Origin of the sequence: Arenibacter algicola, from assembly GCF_000733925.1 — a bacterium.
GTDB lineage: Bacteria > Bacteroidota > Bacteroidia > Flavobacteriales > Flavobacteriaceae > Arenibacter > Arenibacter algicola.
Map to the genome: position 1 here is coordinate 1,456,924 of NZ_JPOO01000001.1, position 18,725 is coordinate 1,475,648.

Sequence of the window (18,725 nt, forward strand, 5' to 3'; positions counted from 1 at the left end):
TTGATATGATAAAATATATATTAATTAAAAAACACTGTACATCCTTAACAATCGTGGTTCTGATATTGGCTTCCATACTTTTTGCGGCATGTGAAGAAAATGATTCTGAAGGTGGTGCGATTGCCATTAGCAAAGTATTTCTGGAAGACGTTAATTCATCAGTTCCGGACAGGCAAGTGAACTTTGGTCGTTTGGGACAATTGTTGCGCATTGAAGGTTATGGTTTTGCAGGACTTAAAAAAGCCTATATAAATGGATATCCTACCTATTTTAATCCGGTATATGTGACGGATAATTCAATGTTGATCAGTATTTCAGCTGACACGCCAACTGTTGATGCAGATGAAAGTGTTCGCAATACCATACGTTTGGCAAATGATACCAATGAAGTAATTTTCTCTTTTGAAATTAGGTCATCGGCACCAACTATAACAAGCATTTCCAATACATTGCCTAATCCAGGTGAAGAAATCACCGTTTATGGTACTGGATTGATAGAAGTGAATAAAGTTGTATTTCCAGGCAATATCGCTGTTACAAATGGGATTAGCTATGATGAAGAAGACGGTGAGTTCTTTATGGTAACCGTTCCCGAGGGAGTTTCAGAGAACGGCGGTTCCTTATTTATAGAAAGTGCCAATGGTGGTGCATATTCACCATCCTATTTTAACTTCAAAAAGGGAGTTATATTGGATTTTGATGGCAATGGTGTTCATGGATTTTGGGATGCAGGAAATAGTATGATTAAAGATGTAGACATAGAATCTACTTCAATTGGAGTTGGAAATGTTTCACAAGGAATTTATGCTCCGCATCGGCCATCTAGAATTGCCTCTTTTGCTGCAGCAACAAATCGAAATTCAGAGGTATGGACGGCAGGTAATGATGTGGATAATTGGCGTAGTCAAATAACCCCTTTTATTGCAGCTTCAACCCCTTTAGATCAAGTGGCCTTTCAATTTGACATATATGTTCCGGAACCTTGGGCAAATACCGGATACTTGCAAATACTGTTAATAAATAATTTTAACGGTGGAGAATGGAGCGGTGGCGCTTATAATTACGTACCATGGATAGTTGATGGTAAAGTAAAAGCTTTTCAAACCAATGGTTGGACGACGGTAACAGTTCCTTTTACGGAATTCTATAATTTTTCGGATGGCGAATACACCTTTGAAGATTTGCTGGCATACCGCGAAGGAGCAACTTATAAAAACTTCGGAATATTCTTTAACAACTCGGACATTAAATTAAGTGATATAACTGGAGGTAGTAGTGAAGTGGAATTTGCATCTGCAGCCACCTCAGTAAATGTGTACACTGATAACTGGAGAATTGTATCCTTGGAAGTCCCGACCACTACCGATTTTCCTGAATAAACTTATAATAGCCGACGACTATAATCTTTAGTTAGTTTACCTAAAAAATAGAAGATTTTAAACTTATAAAAAAAAGAAAAATGAACTACAAAAAAATATTAACCATTATGGCTCTTTCGCCCATGATTTTTTGGTCCTGCGACGATCAAATGATGGATTGGACAGAAGATGCTGAAAAAGGCAAGGTAACGGTAGCGGAACTGCCCTTGGAACTCGCTGAAAAAATTACCAGGTACGAGGCATTAAATACGTACACGGATTTTGTTCTTGGTACGGGCATTGGGCTTGACCTGTATCTTAATGATGCCACCTACAGAGGTTTAACAGATGCTAATTTTGATGAAGTTACTGTTGGTTATGCCATGAAACATGGCCCAATGGTAAATTCTAAGGGAGAATTAAATTTCGGAAATGTTGATGCCTTCATTGCTAAAACGAAGGAAGCCGGATTAAGTGTATTCGGTCATACTTTGGTATGGCATCAAAATCAAAATGCAAGTTATTTAAACAGTTTAATTGCTCCAACTGTTATCCCTGGTTCAAGTGGCGCCAATTCCCTTGATCTTTCGGGATTAAAAGACGGTTCACTTGACGGTTGGGGAGGATCTTGGAATTCCGCAATTTCTGTGGTCGAGGGTGAAGGGCTATCAAGTAGTTCACAAGCGGTTCAAATGATCGCAAGCGGAACCTCAAATCCATGGGATCTACAACTTGGAACTCCAGATATAACTATTGTCAGTGGTCATACCTATGAAATTTCATTTTATGTAAAATCCGATCAACCTGGTAAAGGACGTATATCATTTGAAGGATTGGAAAATAACTATCCATGGCAAGATTGGTATGCTACCGGGGGGGACTGGACCGAAGCGTTTGATACCACTTCGCAATGGCAACAGGTTAAAATAACACTGAACGACTTTACCGGGAATACTTTCAAGTTTTTCTTTGATATGGGTTATTTGGATGGAGTAACCTATTTAATTGATGTAGACAATATACAAGTGGTAGATTTGGATGCTGAACCTACTTTCGTTAATTTAATAACCAATGGCGACTTTGAAGGAGGTACCCTGGATGGTTGGGGAGGTTACGGAAATGGCTCCTCAAGAGCGGTATCGGCCGAAGGAGAAGGTTTTGGGGATACAGGATATGCTATGGTATTGACAAACCCGACGGCGGCGAATGCGTGGGAAGCACAACAAGTGTTTACATTTGATCAACCCTTGGAACTCGGAACAGAGTATACCTGTACTTTTTGGGTCAAGGCTACAAGCTCCGTAATTTTGCAATTTGAGATACAAAATGCCGATTATGCTGGAGACTACTATGGAGGTATTAATGTAGGCACAACTTGGACTCAGGTAACAAGAACTGTAATCCCATCAACTGATGATAAAACAAAATTTATTTTCGATTTTGGAGAGGCAGCTGCGACTTATTATATAGATGATATTGTATTAACTTCTGGAGAAACTGGTGGGGGTTCAGGCCCTACTATTGTTGAGAAAACGGAGGAGGAAAAAAAAGAAATTATAGGTGCTGCTATGGAAGATTGGATTTCAAAAATGGTGGGGCACTATAAAAGCGATGTACATGCTTGGGATGTTGTAAATGAACCAATGAAAGAAGGAGGTTCACTTCGAGATGGAAATATTCCCGAATTGGCCGATGATGAATTCTACTGGGTAAAATACCTAGGTGAAGATTACGCTGTTACGGCATTTAAACTAGCCCGACAATACGGAAACCCAACGGACAAACTTTTCATCAACGATTATAACCTTGAGTACAGTTTGGAAAAATGTGATGGTTTAATTCAGTATACACAGTACATAGAGAGTCAAGGTGCTACAGTTGATGGTATTGGTACACAAATGCATGTATCCTATGATAGTGATAAAGATAAAATAGTTCAAATGTTCCAGAAATTGGCTGCTAGCGGTAAATTGATCAAGATTTCAGAGTTGGACGTAAGATTAGGGACAAACTCACCCACCAATGATCAGTTGGCAGCACAAGCCGAAATGTATCGCTTTATCATAGAAAAGTATATTGAACATATCCCATCGGCTCAGCAATATGGGATAACCATTTGGGGTATTTCGGATAATGAGCAGGAGCACGAATTTTGGCTTCCTGATGAATCACCCAATCTATGGGATGCAAATTACAATAGAAAACTTGCTTATAAAGGGGCAGCCGATGGTTTAGCTGGACGCGATGTAAGTGAAGATTTTACTGGAGAATTACAGGATTAACATCAACAAATAATTTCAGAGATCTGGTGGATTTTTAGTAAATGAGTATTGATGATTTTATTGGAGAAACTAAAAAGGTAGTTATTTTAAATAATTGCCTTTTTTTGTTATTTAATCCCAAGTGTCCTAGATATGACAACGTATCTATGCAATTATTTACTTGACCGCGAAAGTTTATTAATTTGTTCCTATGCCCTAAAAATCCGTGAATTATTAAAGTCCAGGTCCGCAGCGTATAATTGCGAAATAAAGAACCCCTTGTTAGTTGGTGTGTAATGTAACAATTAATAATAATCATTTAACTTATAGGATATGCCCAGATTCCGGAATAACACAATAGATCTGAATTACATTAAGCACGGCCCAAGAATGGCCGGCCTTATTGAGCGGAAAAATCACAAATAAATTACTTTAATTAATCCGGGAAGATTTGCTGAGCGGATTTTTTAATATTTGTTTTGAGGGAAGTTCTGATGTCCTTCAAATTCCGGTCTAGCCTATTAAAGAGTTAGCAATATTTATTACAATTGATATTGATTTTGGATAATTAGCTGTTTTGAAATATTTATTTCGCTTTAATGTTAATCCCAATATCTGTGGGCCCAAGCGATCCACGTACTCCAATTTGGTCCGGTGCTATGTCCTCCGGCGTGTTGCCTATAGGCTATTTCTCCAGTAGTAAGGGCATTTCCCATTAATGGAAATTTATTAGTATGAAGCCCATTTTTACCAAGAAGTCTATAAACTGGGGATGCATGTACACCTGCAAGAAACATACCTTTTGCATCTACCCAATTACCCTCGATCAGTGCCGATCCAGCACTTATAAAGACAGGTCTTGGTGCGCATAGAGCAATTAATTCATGGGCATCGACTGGAAGATCGGTAACAGTGAGTGTGCTTGCATACTTAATAAAGTTTCCGCAAAACCAGTGGTATTCTCCAGAGGAAGCTAAGTTTTCAGTCATTTCACCAAAATTTCTTCTCAAGAGAGAAGACCCTCCCGCACCGGCCGATCCAATAAACGCCATGGAAAATCGCTGATCAAATGCCATAGTGACCAAAGCAGCTTTGCCGTATCTGGAAGTTCCTTCAATAGCTATTTTTCTTGCATCTATCGTTGGGTCGGTTTCAAAATAATCTAGTGCTTTTCCTGCACCCCAGGCCCAGGCACGAAGTACGCCCCAATCTTCTGGCTTTCTATTCCGTCCCTGGTTTAATAAACCAATTATCCCTGAAGTAAGTCCAGCACCATTGTCATCTTGAATACTGCTGGGTACTAAAATGGCATACCCCCAATGCTGCGAAATTAACTGTTGTTTCCAACGTGGTTCATATGGGGATGCAAAATAACTTTTTGGTTCGGCAGGAGGAGTGCCGAAAGGCCATTGGATATAACCAAATTCCATTACCAACGGTACAGGACCGTTATCAGCCATTGGAATGCCTATAAGTAGTTCAATTTTAACATCGATTTCTGGATAGGTCGAATTATCCACCTTACCTATTAAGTGCTTTTCTCTAACCGGATAAGGGCCTATCATAGTATCCTTTTCCTGCTTCACGGTCCAAGTTACTTCTGGAAGTATTGTTGGCAAAAAACCATACATTTCTCTTTCAAAATCATTGGCAATTTCGCCTCTGCGTATTTTCCACCATTCCTCTTTAGTTGTTACCCTCTTGCCTTTTTTGGTTATTAAGGGGTTAGGTATGTTATAAGGTTTTACTAGGGCCTCATTGGTATTTGCAGCGTTGGGATTATCTGGGTTACCAGAGGGACCAGGTCTATTATCAATTTTTATGCCTAGCTTTTCTTTCATATTCAAAAAATCGAGCTGGGTATATCGATTAATACTGTCCCTTGCTTCTTTCGAGTTTTGGGAACTGATCGTTAACGTCCAAAAGACCATAGTTAAGTATAGAAAATTCCTTACCGTCATATAATTATACTTTTTGTGATAAATTAATTCCCTCGATTAAAAGCATTTTGCCATTAAAGTTATTCAATCCTAAATGGGGAAGCTGGTAGACCTTCTCGGTTATACAGGTTTGGATTATCTGGGTTATCCCCCCATGCATAACGAACGTATTGTGGGTTAACAATCTCATCACTCCAAACGATGACTTTATTCCCTCGGATTTCGGCATTTGCCCAAACGAAGTTTTTATCCTCACCTGCAATGGCAAATTCTCCTAACTCCTGACTATCATTAGTTACTAAGCCACCTCCAACATGCATAAATGAAATAATAATTTTGTTGCCATCAATTTCGTGTTCCTTGTATATGGGACCTGAATAGACGATATCCTCACCGTAAGCAAGTTTTAAGGCAGCCAAGGCCATGCGTTCCCCAACATCTTTTTTGTTATCAGGGTGAATATCGTTCCATTCCCCTAAATCTATATTTACCGTCATGGCAGTATTGGGGGTGGTAAGAGCCTTTAACTGGGATTCCCTAAACTCCGCCCAATTGCTCCTGGAAGGTAAATAGTTTACCTCCATATAATTGGGTAATTGTGCATAAATAAAAGGTAGATCGGCATTATTGAATTGTGTTCGCCAATCCCTTATAAAAGCAGGTAATAGATTGGCATAAGCTCCTGGATTACCAGAGTTACTTTCGCCTTGGTACCACAGTATTCCTTTTATGGATAGCTCTGTAAATGGCGCTACCATAGCATTGTAAAGAGCAGTAGGTTCATTTTGTGGGTTAAAGCTTCGGCTCCCAACAGTTTCTGGGGAGGGAGGTGCAAATACTTCTCCCACTTTGTATTTCCAATACCCTTTAAGATCCACTGTGTCCTTTTCCGCAAAAACATAATAGGGTTTGTCGGGTACAAAACCACCCTTGCCAAAATAATTTGTCACTTTTACCACAAAAATATTTTTCCCCTGTTTTAATATATTCTTTGGTACACTATATCTTCGCTGAGGATATTGATAGCTTGTATTGCCAATATCAATACCATTAATGTACAGTTTATCGGCATCTACGATCCTGCCGAGGAACACCATTGCTTCCTTTCCTGCCATATTTACAGGTATTTCTATCTCCTTTCTATACCAGACTACCCCATTTAGATCCCTGACTCCTTGATCCTCCCAATATCCTGGTATATTGATGCTACGCCAATTTTGGGGCTCAAAATCCTTCTCGTACCATTTTAAAGGTCCTATAAGACCTTTATCAGTGATTTTAAAACGAGCTCCAGTTTCTTGATTGGAATCTATTGCGGTTAAACTATTTATATAGGTCGTGTCTTTGTTTTTCCTGATGGTCTCTAAAATTTCAGGAAAATTCTGAAAACCTTCCTCGCTGGTCCACGCCTCTATTGGTGTGCCACCCACGCTGGCATTTATAAGGCCAATTGGCACTTTGTTTTTGTTATATATTTTTTTTGCAAAAAAATAAGCGACTGCAGAAAAAGGCCGAATTTCTTGAGGAACTGCTGATTGCCATGAGCCCCCTTTAACATCCCTATTTGGTCCGGCTAATTCTGTCAGGGTGGGGATTTTGAAATGCCGTATTTGGGGATAGTTCACATTTTTTATTTCGTCGGCATAAGTAACATCGTGAATATTCAACTGATGCACCATGTTGGATTGACCAGCACACAGCCAAACATCACCTAAAAGGATATTGTTCAATGTTATTTCATTTTTACCTTTGATAATCATGGTATAGGGTCCACCCTCTTTCATCTTGGGTAGCTCTACATTCCATTCTCCGTCGGTCGATGCAACAGTCTTAATTTTTTTTCCATGAAAGCTTACTGAAATATTTTCCCCGCTCGAAGCCCAACCCCAAATTTTGATTTTGGCATTACGCTGAAGAATCATGCTATCTCTGATAATTTCCGGTAACTCAACTTGCGCGACACTTGTAGCTGAAACGGTCAATACAATGAATATTATAAAAGCCTGAAGTGTTTTCATGGTTATTAATTTTTTCCTTGTTATTTTATAAGAGTACTTTCATCGGTAACACTCTTCTTAAAAGGCTCGAGATAACTTTTTAGTTTATTGGGTTCTTTTGTGAATTTACTATAATGTTAATTACACTGTCGTAAGCCACCTTGGGTTGGTAGTCCCGATCAAATAACAATGGGTAATTTTTTCTTCCTTTAACCGGCCAATTGTTAAGCCAGGACTGGTTGTCATTTACACCCCAAAACGTTACCCGACTTATCTTTTCACTATGTTTTTTGAATAATTTAAAAATATCCTGATAACGCTTTGCCAATTTTATTGAAATAGAGTCAGGAAGTTTAGCAGGGTATGGGTTCATAAATGCACTATTTTCAAAATGTTGGTTCACCTCTGCACCCTCCAAATCATTGGGATTAGGCAAAACCGTTATGTCCAGTTCAGTAATCATGACCTTTAATCCAAGGTTGTAATAGGCCAAAATACTAGCCTCTATATCTTCCAAACTGGGCCCCTCCAAATTCCAATGGCCTTGCATGCCAATACCATCTATCTCGGCACCGTTTTCTTGTAAGTTTTTCACCAATTTTATGACGCCATCCCTTTTCTCCTTATTGCACAAGTTGTAGTCATTATAATATAATTCAGCTGATGGATCGGCTTCCTTTGCCCATTTAAAGGAGTCACTTAAATAGCCATCGCCCAAAACTTTTAAGAATACGGATTCCCTTAAAGTACCGTCTTCGTTTAACGCTTCATTGACCACATCCCAACCATTGATCCTACTTTTATAGCGGCCAACAATTGTGGTAATATGGTTTTTTAAGTTATTGGATAATTCCTCCTTATTATCTACCATGGCTGCCCACGGGGCTAACTGGCTATGCCATACGAGGGTATGGCCAATAATGAACATATCGTTATCAATGCCATAGGCAACAAATTTATCTGATGTTTCAAAGAAGAACGTATTTTTTTTAGGATGGAGAAATTTCCATTTCATGCAATTTTCGGGAGAAATACTATTAAATTCTCCTCGTATTAATTTTTGGGCCAACGAATCCCTACCTAAAATTTGATTTTCATTAATTGCTGCACCAATTAAAAATTGGTGTTGGAATGCACTTTTTAAGGATATTTTTTTTTCAATAATTTGCTTTTTATCCAGTTCCGAGCAACCTACGAGAATTAAAAATACCACAAGGGGCATAATTTTTTTTTTAAGGACTTGCAGATTACTGAAAAAATGGGCTTTTGTACTGAACATGTCTATACCGTTTTTTAAACTGTTATTGAATTTATCTAGCGTATAAATGTACTATATGCGACTAGGACAAATTATAACAATTGAAGCAATCCATATTAAACTTGTTGCAACTCTAAAACTATCTTCTTTCAAAGGATTGCAAAAGCCCAAATAGTATAAATCCTGTAATTCTATTCAAAAAACATATATAGAATTGCTCGGAACATTATATTTATATTATATCATGTTGTCTAATTAGAAGAAATAATATCTATTTCCATTAAAAACTTCCATAATAAGAACCTCTTTTAGCCGTAACAGGTTTTAATCCCATCGTGGTCGAATTCCAGGAGCAAATGGAAATTTAAGCGATTTAAAGTATTCCAATGTTTCCACTGGATTTTCTACACCATCAGGTAATGATTTTTGGGAAAAAGTTTGGAAATATAACAAAGAAGCATCACGCCACCATTTGGCTTCCTTTAGCTGTATTTGAAGAAGCATGTTCACCTCATTGAATTCACCTTCCGTTAAATAAGGCCTTACATTTGCCCATGTAGTAATCATCCCCCTTACTTGATCCACGCCTTGCTGGTATTTTAACGCCAATCCATCCCATAGGGTCTTACCATTTCTTAATTGGTAATTCCAAGGAAGATGATGGAACCACAACAAATATTCCTCAGGGATTCTGTTGGGATCATTAAAAAGTTTCGCCACTTCCTCGGCATATTGTTCCGTGGCATTGCTGCCGGTTGGTGTACGGTCAAAACCTATTCCTTTGCTATCGGCTTTATGGTAATAAACGGGATTCCAATCTGGTCTACCTAAATCGTCTACCCAAGGGCCGGGTCCATAATGGTGACCGGTATCAAAAAGATGATGTAGGCCCAAAGGGTTCATATAATTTACTACGGCTTCACGGGAGGTAAGCATCATTTCCTTTATAGGTTCCAAAAAACCTTTATCATTACTATAGGTAGCCCTTAACCATTCTTCAGCTATTATTTCAGAACTTAATTCAGGATTCCAGGCCAAACGGCCAAACCCGTACCAATTAGCTTGTGCAAACGGATGTCCTGTCCAATTGATATCCGTACCAATATTGGCAACTCCGGCCATTCCAGTAAGCTTATTGCCATGTAGACTGCCGGAAATGACCTTGGCCACTGTGCTTCCCTTTCCTTTTTTAAAGGTGTCCGCCTCCAAGACTTCCTCAAATAATTTTGGGAGATATACCAGGTGGGTACTAAAACCTAAATATTCTTGGGTAATCTGAAATTCCATCATCAGGGGAGTTTTTGGCATAGCGCCGAACATAGGATGAAACGGTTCCCTAGGTTGAAAATCAATAGCCCCATTCTTTACTTGAACCAAAACATTGTCCTTAAATTTTCCGTCATAAGGAACAAATTCATCGTAAGCCTGTTTGGCACGATCTGTTTCTTCATGTTCAGAGTATACAAATGCCCGCCATATTACATTACCACCAAAGGGTTCCAATGCTTCCGCCATCATATTGGCGCCATCTACATGATCGCGACCATAATTTTGAGGTCCGGGTTGCCCTTCAGAATTAGCTTTGACTAAAAATCCTCCAAAATCTGGAATTATTTTATATATCTCAGAAGTTTTGTCCTTCCACCATTTTTTTACCTCCTTATCCAGTGGATCAGCTGTTTTTAAATTGCCTATTTCAATAGGTGCAGAAAAACGTGCAGTTAAATATACCTTTATTCCGTAACCTCTAAAAACCTCGGCCAGGGCTTGCACTTTCTTTAAATACATAGGTGTGAGGACTAGGGCATTCGCATTAACGTTGGTCAATGCGGTAGCATTTATACCAATAGAGGCATTGGCACGAGCATAATCAATATAACGTTGGTCTATATATTCTGGTAATTTCTGCCAATCCCATAAGGAGAATCCTGCATACCCACGTTCAACCGTACGGTCTAAATTGTCCCAGTGGTTCAACATTCTTATTTTTATTTTAGGACTATCTAACAAATCGAGCGCATTCAGATCTTGGTTGCTTTGCATTAAATTCAATAGCCTAAAAACGCCATATAGAATTCCTAATTCTTTCTTTGCAGTTACGATTGTAATCCTGTTATTTTTATAATTGACCGATTTAAGTAGAAATCCTTCATTATTGAGATTGGATAAATCATCATTAAATTTCTGTGCCAAATCTTTTGGTAAATCCTGGGCTAATGCGACGACCAAAGCATTATCTGGACCTATAGAATTTGAGAAAGTAGGTGATTTGCCCAGCATTTGCCCAAGGGCAACTGAAAGTTCGTTCTTTGCATTTTGCATTATTTCACTGCCTTGAGATAAATAGGCAGGATTTCCCAACTTTGAATAGCTGCGTAAAATCTCCGAATTCTCAATCAGGTTGTAACGTAACCAAAGTTTGTATCCGTCCAAATTTTGACTATGTATCTGGAACGTCGTTAGAATGTAAAGCAGTATTGTTAACGGTAAAAATTTCATACGGAAACTATATTTAATAGAACTATAAATACTGAAATTAAGACAAATTAGTAAAATTAAGAAATTTGAACAATGAATAAAATCCATAGTATAATGGATTCCAGAATACTATTATTCCAGATTATGAAAGCCACTTCTGATGCAATTACCAATGATTGTCCTATTCCAGCCGTATTACAGTACTTAGGTTTTGGACTTCACTAAAGCCTTTTCGTAGTTTTTCTCCTATATTCTTACTAAGTGCCTTAATACGATGTAAAGTAACCGAAAAAACTTCCGTCAATTTTATAACTGTAAAGATAACATTTAGCGTCTTCAGAATTGAAGGCATAGACGAAGCAAAGACTTTACAATATAGCCAATATTGATGTAAGCTTGTCCCTTTTGTCACAGTATCGCTTCAAGTTTATTATTTATATCCCCATTTGTGCTAATAAAGAATTTCCTTTTAAAATACTTTTGGTTGCAAATTAAACATACCCCTTGGTGCGCTGTCTAGGAGAATATAATCCCGATATCGTCGATGTAATATGCTCTGTAAATGATTACAGAGCCCTTTTAAAAGGCATTTCCAAATGGAAAACATGAACTCCAAATGATATTAAACAGTAAATAATAATAAGTTATGGCAACAAAGGAATATTTTCAAGGAATAGATAAAATCAGATTTGAAGGAAAAGAATCGGACAATCCATTGGCATTTAAGTATTACAATCCCAAACAGCTGGTCGCAGGAAAAACCATGAGCGAACATTTTAAATTCGCCATAGCATATTGGCATACTTTCTGTGGACAAGGTTCCGACCCCTTTGGACCTGGAACCCAAAGATTTGAGTGGGATAAAGCTTCAGATCCTATTCAAGCGTCCAAGGATAAAGCGGATGCAGCCTTCGAATTTATATCAAAAATGGGATTTGATTATTTTTGCTTTCATGATTTTGATTTGATTCAGGAAGCCTCAACTTTTGCCGAATCAGAAAGAAGATTGGCAACTATTACTGAATATTTAAAAGAAAAGAAAGCAGATACGGGCATCAAATTATTATGGGGAACGGCAAATTGTTTTTCCAATCCCAGGTATATGAATGGTGCCGCCACAAATCCGGATTTTAATGTGGTAGCCAGAGCTGGTGGGCAAGTAAAATTGGCATTGGACGCAACCATTGCACTGGATGGTGAAAATTATGTCTTTTGGGGCGGCCGTGAAGGTTATATGTCATTATTAAATACAGATTTGGGCCGGGAATTAGATCATATGGGACAATTTTTGTCTATGGCAAAAGACTACGCAAGAGCTCAAGGTTTTAATGGGACTTTCTTTATTGAACCAAAACCAATGGAACCCATGAAGCATCAGTATGATTTTGACGCAGCAACAGCGATTGGATTCTTAAAAGAATATGGCTTGGAGAAAGACTTTAAAATGAATATTGAAGTCAATCATGCTACTTTGGCACAGCATACTATGCAACATGAATTGGCTGTGGCAGCCAAAGCTGGAATGTTGGGAAGTATTGACGCCAATAGGGGCGATTACCAGAACGGTTGGGATACGGACCAATTTCCCAACAACATCCAAGAGACTACCGAGGCGATGTTGGTCTTCCTGGAAGCTGGAGGTTTACAAGGAGGGGGAGTAAATTTCGATGCAAAAATCAGAAGAAACTCCACCGATATGGAAGATGTATTTCACGCCCATATTGGAGGTGCTGATACGTTTGCTAGAGCTTTGATTACAGCCGACAAAATTTTAACTTCTTCGGCATATAAGGTTTTAAGGGAGAAACGCTACAGCTCATTTGATTCTGGAAAAGGTGAAGATTTTGAGTCTGGGAAATTAGAACTTTCAGATTTGTATGATATAGCGAAAGAAAATGGTGAACTTGGGCTGCAAAGTGGTAAACAAGAGTTGTTTGAAAACATTATCAATCAATATATTTAAATTATGAAGCAGAATACAGCATTCATTTATGTGGTGACACTTGTTGCAACATTGGGAGGATTACTTTTTGGTTATGATACAGCGGTAATCTCAGGAGCAGAAAAATCGATCCAGGCATTTTTAATCGATAGCCAGGGATTAGGGTCGTTTTTACATGGAATTACAGTTTCATCAGCATTAATAGGCTGTATAATTGGAGGGGCTATATCAGGGTTTGTATCATCTGCCTATGGTAGAAAATACGCCTTGATCATTGCAGGTATTTTATTTTTACTTTCTGCCCTAGGCTCGGGAAACCCTGAATTTTTATTTTTTGAAAAGGGTGAACCGTCCATGGGTTTACTTTGGATGTTTAATTTCTATAGGGTTATAGGAGGAATCGGTGTAGGTCTGGCATCTGCGGTATGCCCAATGTATATTGGGGAAATTGCTCCAGCCAATATTAGGGGAAAATTGGTGTCTTTAAATCAGTTTGCTATAATTTTCGGTATGCTGGTGGTTTATTTTGTAAATTGGGGAATTGCCGACGGCCAATCCATTGAGTGGATAAATGAAATAGGATGGAGAAGAATGTTTGCTTCGGAGGCCATACCTGCCTCAATTTTTGTGATTCTCATGTTTTTTGTGCCGGAATCTCCAAGGTATCTGGCATTGCAACATAATGATACAAAAGCCTTGGCCATACTTACCCGATTCAACGGGGTGGAAAAGGCAAAAAAGATCCTTCAGGACATTAAAAATAGTGTAGATACTTCCAAAGCAAAATTATTTTCATATGGGAGAGCGGTAATAATTATTGGCATATTATTATCGCTCTTTCAGCAATTTGTAGGTATAAATGTAGCATTATATTATGCACCCCGTATATTTGAAAGTATGGGAGCTGCAAAAGATGCGTCCATGTTGCAAACAATAATTATGGGCTTGGTAAATGTGGTGTTTACAGTCTTGGCCATTATGACGGTTGATAAATGGGGAAGGAAACCTCTGTTAATTGTTGGTTCTATAGGAATGGCAATCGGTATGATTGCCATTTCAACCTTGGCTTTTTTAGGTATTATAGGTATTACTACCTTGATATTCATAATTATATACACGGCTTCTTTTATGATGAGCTGGGGGCCTATTTGCTGGGTTCTTATTTCCGAAATATTTCCTAATAAAATTAGGAGTCAGGCAGTAGCTATTGCAGTTGCGGCACAATGGTCGGCTAACTTCTTTATTTCTTCAACCTATCCCCCAATGATGGAATTTAGCAATGGTGGGACCTATCTTTTCTATGGGGTAATGAGTATTCTATCTGCTTTCTTCGTCTGGAAGTTTGTTCCAGAAACCAAAGGAAAAACATTGGAAGAAATGGAAGGTATTTGGAAGAGAAAGTAACTTAATGGCACACAAATAGTATTGAATACCTTATTTGTAAAGGTTTAAAAAAGAATCAATAAAAATGAACAAGAAAATAGACCAACAGTCTGCAGATAACATTAGGGCATTAGCTGTTGCCATGGTAGAAAAGGCAAATTCCGGACACCCAGGCGGACCCATGGGTGGGGCGGATTTTATGCACATTTTATATTCCGAATTCTTTAATTATGATCCATCGGATATGACCTGGCCATTTAGAGATCGCTTTTTTATGGATGCAGGTCATTTATCCACTTTGATGTATGCACAATACTATCTTTTGGGTAATTACAAAAAAGAGGACGTGGCTAATTTTAGGCAATGGGGCTCCATTACGCCGGGCCATCCGGAAGTTGATGTGGCCAGGGGGGTTGAAAATACTTCGGGACCTTTGGGACAGGGACATACTATGGGGGTAGGAGCGGCAATAGCCGCTAAATTTTTGCAAGCCCGTTTTGGTGATTGGATGAATCATAAAATCTATGGTTTTATCTCAGATGGAGGTATACAGGAAGAAATCTCCCAAGGTGCCGGTAGAATTGCAGGCCACTTGGGTTTAAGTAATTTTATAATGTTCTTTGATTCCAATGACATTCAGTTATCCACGGCTACCGATGAAGTTACTTCTGAAGATACTGCAAAAAAATATGAAGCTTGGGGGTGGAAGGTGGTTACAATAGATGGACACGATCATAATGCAATTAGAAAAGCCTTGACCGATGCCAATAATGAAACGGAAAAGCCTACCCTGATAATTGGTAAAACCATTATGGGCAAAGGAGCAGTTGCTGCCGATGGAAGTATGTTTGAAGGTCATTGTGAATTACATGGTCAGCCAATAGGGCATACAGGCGCAGATTATGAAAAAACCTTATTGAATTTAGGAGCAAATCTTGAAAATCCTTTTGATATATTTGAAGAGGTAAGCGATTTTTACAAAAAAATAAAAAAGGAAAAAATAGCGGGAGCTGCCAGAAAGAAAGGGGATATTGACACTTGGAGAAAGAATAATGGCGAATTGGCGGATAAATTGGATTTCTTCCTTTCGGGCAAACTTCCGGAGTTGGATTTTACCTCAATAGTGCATAAGGAAGGATTGGCAACCAGAGCGGCATCCTCAGCCGTTTTAAGTTATTTGGCAGACCATGTAGATAATATGATCGTATCCTCTGCCGATCTATCAAATAGTGATAAAACAGATGGTTTCCTTAAGAAAACGCAGGTACTTAAAAAGGGCGATTTTAGTGGAGCTTTTCTTCAAGCGGGAGTCGCAGAACTGACAATGGCATGTGTAGCCAATGGAATTGCCCTGCACGGTGGAATTATTCCTGTAATAGCAACCTTTTTTGTTTTCTCGGATTATATGAAACCTGCCATTCGTTTGAGTGCCATACAGGAATTACCCGTAAAATATGTTTGGACGCACGATGCCTTTAGGGTAGGGGAGGATGGCCCAACACATCAACCTATAGAGCAAGAAGCGCAATTGCGTTTGTTGGAAAAATTAAGGAACCATAGTGGTAGGAACAGTTTTTTAGCTTTGCGCCCTGCAGATTCTGCGGAAACAAGCATAGCATGGAAAATGGCCTTGGAAAATAATTCAACTCCGACCGGGTTGATTTTATCAAGACAGGGGATTAAGGACTTACCATCTTCCAACGGATCAAGATATCAGGAAGCCTTGGCTTCGGACAAGGGCGGGTATTTGGTAAAGGCAGTAGACAATCCTGATGTGGTGTTAATTGCCAATGGTTCGGAAGTTGCCACCTTAATAGCTGCAGCTGAAATATTAGAGGCAGAAAACAACTTTAAAGTGAATATTGTCTCTATTATTTCTGAAGGCCTGTTTAGACTTCAAACCAAGGAATATCAGGATAGTATTATTCCTCATGACAAGCCTAAATTTGGATTAACCGCTGGATTACCGGTTAATTTGGCTGGACTCGTAGGTGATAAGGGCCAGGTGTTTGGATTGGATCATTTTGGGTATTCCGCCCCGGCAACAGTGCTTGATGAGGAATTTGGATTCACGGGCGAGAAGGTTAGTAAAGAAATACTGGAATTCTTAAAAACAGTATAAAATAAGTTATATAAAACATGCATAAAGAGATTTCGGCACTATTGACAATCAGTTCTGGGATGTTTCTTTTAATATTAAAATAATAAATTAAAGACAGATGAAATTTTTTATAGATACGGCAAACCTAGGTGAAATTGTTGAAGCACAGGCCTTAGGGGTTTTGGATGGGGTTACCACCAACCCTTCATTGATGGCCAAAGAAGGCATTACAGGGACGGCGAATATTATAAATCATTACAGCAAAATTTGCGATTTGGTAGATGGTGATGTAAGTGCTGAAGTAATTTCCACCGATTTTGAAGATATGGTGAAGGAAGGTGAGGCCTTGGCCGCATTACATCCGCAGATCGTAGTGAAATTACCAATGATTGCCGATGGTGTTAAAGCTTGTAAATATTTTTCTGATAAGGGCATTAGAACCAATGTGACCTTGGTTTTTTCTCCAGGTCAGGCATTACTTGCAGCCAAGGCGGGAGCTACCTATGTTTCGCCGTTTTTAGGCAGATTGGACGATATTTCAACTGATGGCTTAAATCTTATTGATGAAATACGGACCATTTATGATAATTACGGATTTAAAACGCAAATTTTAGCAGCATCGATTAGAAGTACAATGCATGTAATTAATTGTGCCAAATTGGGTTCTGATGTTATGACCGGACCTCTGTCCGCAATAACTGGATTATTAAGACATCCATTAACAGATAGTGGTTTGGCTAAATTTTTGGAAGATTATCAAAAGGGAAATTAATTAAATAAGGAAATTATATTTTTTGTTTAAAAGGAGGCTGCCCTGAAAGGTAGCCTCCTTTTAACTGGCTATATTATATAATGGGGTTCTATTTTATTTTAGGATTGTATTAATGGTTTTAATGGAGCCATCCGATTTATGTATCAATTCCGTTACTTTTACATTTCTAAGATTGGTTTGGTTGGAAAGTTGAATATCGTGATAGAATAAATACCATTTGCCATTGACTTCAACAACAGAATGATGATTGGTCCAGCCCAATACAGGATTGTTTAATACACCTTTATATGTAAATGGGCCGTAGGGATTATCACTTGTTGCGTAAACAATATAATGCGTGTCGCCAGTAGAATAACTCAAATAGTATACATCATCTTTCTTGTGGATCCAGCAGGCCTCAAAAAAGCGACGATCATTATCCTTTGTCAATAGGGGCTTGCCTTCTTCATCAAGTATTTCTACTTCCTTTACGCTCTCAGAAAACGCTAACATATCATCGGTCAGTTTGGCAATTCTCGGTAGAATTGCCGGAGATTCGGGATTTCCTCTATCTTGTTTGGAACAATCGGAATCTTCGTAAGTATTGTTCTCCCATCGTTGCAGTTGTCCACCCCAAATGCCTCCAAAGTACATATATGAGCTGCCGTCGTCATCCGTAAACACAGCAGGGTCTATACTATAACTTCCTTGAATATAATTAGGTGCGGCTTTAAAAGGACCTTCTGGTTTATCGGAAACAGCTACGCCTATTCTAAAGTGATCCTCCTTATCCTTCGCAGGGAAATAAAGATAATATTTTCCATTTTTGAAGGCTGCATCTGGCGCCCAGAATTGGCGTGTTGCCCAGGGCACGTCTTTAATGTCCAAAGCAATATCGTGAATAGTGACATTTCCACCAATAGAATCCATAGACAATACTATATAATCTTGCATACCATATTGACTTCCACAATCATCGTCCACAATGGTACTTTCTATATCATGGGAGGGATATATATAAATTCTATCATTAAAAACGTGCGCAGAGGGATCCGCCGTGTAAATTGCAGAAACTAATGGTGCATTTAAAAAACCGTCTTCCGACAATACTTCTTTTGCTAAAATTACATTTTTGGATTCTCCCTTATTAGTTATTTTACATGAACTCATTGTTAATAATCCCAAACATACAATGGTAATGTATTTAAAGTTTTTCATCTTTCGTTATTTTATTTTTTAATTGAACTATTTAAGCT

General features: G+C 38.6%; 11 protein-coding genes. 6 read left to right on the forward strand and 5 right to left on the reverse strand.

The annotated features are described in order from the left end of the window. Positions 1-5: 5 nt before the first annotated feature. Both U735_RS0106410 and U735_RS0106415 read left to right on the forward strand, forming a co-directional pair. Positions 6-1,379 carry a glycan-binding surface protein gene (locus U735_RS0106410; protein ID WP_051891890.1) on the forward strand — a complete coding sequence of 458 codons (1,374 nt, stop codon included), beginning with the start codon at positions 6-8 and terminating at the stop codon, positions 1,377-1,379. Between the two features lie 80 nt (positions 1,380-1,459). Next, on the forward strand, positions 1,460-3,640 hold the full coding sequence (locus U735_RS0106415) for an endo-1,4-beta-xylanase (protein WP_031443035.1): 2,181 nt from the start codon (positions 1,460-1,462) through the stop codon (positions 3,638-3,640). 581 nt (positions 3,641-4,221) lie between these two features. Here the strand turns inward: U735_RS0106415 and U735_RS0106420 are convergent. The 4 genes from U735_RS0106420 to U735_RS0106435 form a co-directional block, all read right to left on the reverse strand. After that, the gene (locus tag U735_RS0106420) at positions 4,222-5,580 is read right to left on the reverse strand and encodes a glucuronyl esterase domain-containing protein (RefSeq protein ID WP_031443036.1); all 1,359 of its coding nucleotides are present in this window, start codon (positions 5,578-5,580) and stop codon (positions 4,222-4,224) included. A gap of 59 nt (positions 5,581-5,639) precedes the next feature. Further along, the gene (locus tag U735_RS0106425; protein ID WP_031443037.1) at positions 5,640-7,577 is read right to left on the reverse strand and encodes a sialate O-acetylesterase; all 1,938 of its coding nucleotides are present in this window, start codon (positions 7,575-7,577) and stop codon (positions 5,640-5,642) included. A gap of 79 nt (positions 7,578-7,656) precedes the next feature. Further along, positions 7,657-8,835, reverse strand: a complete 1,179-nt coding sequence (locus U735_RS0106430) for an endo-1,4-beta-xylanase (RefSeq protein WP_051891891.1) — start codon at positions 8,833-8,835, stop codon at positions 7,657-7,659. A 303-nt stretch (positions 8,836-9,138) separates the two neighbouring features. Next, on the reverse strand, positions 9,139-11,313 hold the full coding sequence (locus tag U735_RS0106435) for an alpha-glucuronidase family glycosyl hydrolase (protein WP_031443039.1): 2,175 nt from the start codon (positions 11,311-11,313) through the stop codon (positions 9,139-9,141). Between the two features lie 625 nt (positions 11,314-11,938). Here U735_RS0106435 and xylA point away from each other — a divergent pair. The 4 genes from xylA (at position 11,939) to fsa (ending at position 17,490) form a co-directional block, all read left to right on the forward strand. After that, the gene (gene xylA, locus U735_RS0106445; protein ID WP_031443040.1) at positions 11,939-13,255 is read left to right on the forward strand and encodes a xylose isomerase; all 1,317 of its coding nucleotides are present in this window, start codon (positions 11,939-11,941) and stop codon (positions 13,253-13,255) included. 3 nt (positions 13,256-13,258) lie between these two features. Continuing rightward, positions 13,259-14,638: a D-xylose transporter XylE gene (xylE, locus tag U735_RS0106450; RefSeq protein ID WP_031443041.1), complete on the forward strand. Its 1,380-nt coding sequence runs from the start codon at positions 13,259-13,261 to the stop codon at positions 14,636-14,638. A 64-nt stretch (positions 14,639-14,702) separates the two neighbouring features. Next, complete coding sequence (locus U735_RS0106455) at positions 14,703-16,739, forward strand: transketolase family protein (RefSeq protein ID WP_031443042.1); 2,037 nt, start codon at positions 14,703-14,705, stop codon at positions 16,737-16,739. Between the two features lie 97 nt (positions 16,740-16,836). Beyond that, positions 16,837-17,490, forward strand: a complete 654-nt coding sequence (gene fsa, locus U735_RS0106460; protein WP_031443043.1) for a fructose-6-phosphate aldolase — start codon at positions 16,837-16,839, stop codon at positions 17,488-17,490. Between the two features lie 93 nt (positions 17,491-17,583). Here fsa and U735_RS0106465 read toward each other — a convergent pair whose 3' ends face one another. Beyond that, a complete protein-coding gene (locus U735_RS0106465) occupies positions 17,584-18,687 on the reverse strand; it encodes a glycoside hydrolase family 43 protein (RefSeq protein ID WP_031443044.1) in 1,104 nt (367 codons plus the stop codon). Between the last annotated feature and the right edge of the window lie 38 nt (positions 18,688-18,725).

Bases quoted from the DNA above. Each gene is read 5' to 3' on its own strand.
- fsa (WP_031443043.1), top strand. From the start codon at position 16,837: ATGAAATTTTTTATAGATACGGCAAACCTAGGTGAAATTGTTGAAGCA.
- U735_RS0106410 (WP_051891890.1), top strand. From the start codon at position 6: ATGATAAAATATATATTAATTAAAAAACACTGTACATCCTTAACAATC.
- U735_RS0106415 (WP_031443035.1), top strand. From the start codon at position 1,460: ATGAACTACAAAAAAATATTAACCATTATGGCTCTTTCGCCCATGATT.
- U735_RS0106465 (WP_031443044.1), bottom strand. From the start codon at position 18,687: ATGAAAAACTTTAAATACATTACCATTGTATGTTTGGGATTATTAACA.
- U735_RS0106435 (WP_031443039.1), bottom strand. From the start codon at position 11,313: ATGAAATTTTTACCGTTAACAATACTGCTTTACATTCTAACGACGTTC.
- xylA (WP_031443040.1), top strand. From the start codon at position 11,939: ATGGCAACAAAGGAATATTTTCAAGGAATAGATAAAATCAGATTTGAA.
- U735_RS0106430 (WP_051891891.1), bottom strand. From the start codon at position 8,835: ATGTTCAGTACAAAAGCCCATTTTTTCAGTAATCTGCAAGTCCTTAAA.
- U735_RS0106420 (WP_031443036.1), bottom strand. From the start codon at position 5,580: ATGACGGTAAGGAATTTTCTATACTTAACTATGGTCTTTTGGACGTTA.
- U735_RS0106425 (WP_031443037.1), bottom strand. From the start codon at position 7,577: ATGAAAACACTTCAGGCTTTTATAATATTCATTGTATTGACCGTTTCA.
- U735_RS0106455 (WP_031443042.1), top strand. From the start codon at position 14,703: ATGAACAAGAAAATAGACCAACAGTCTGCAGATAACATTAGGGCATTA.
- xylE (WP_031443041.1), top strand. From the start codon at position 13,259: ATGAAGCAGAATACAGCATTCATTTATGTGGTGACACTTGTTGCAACA.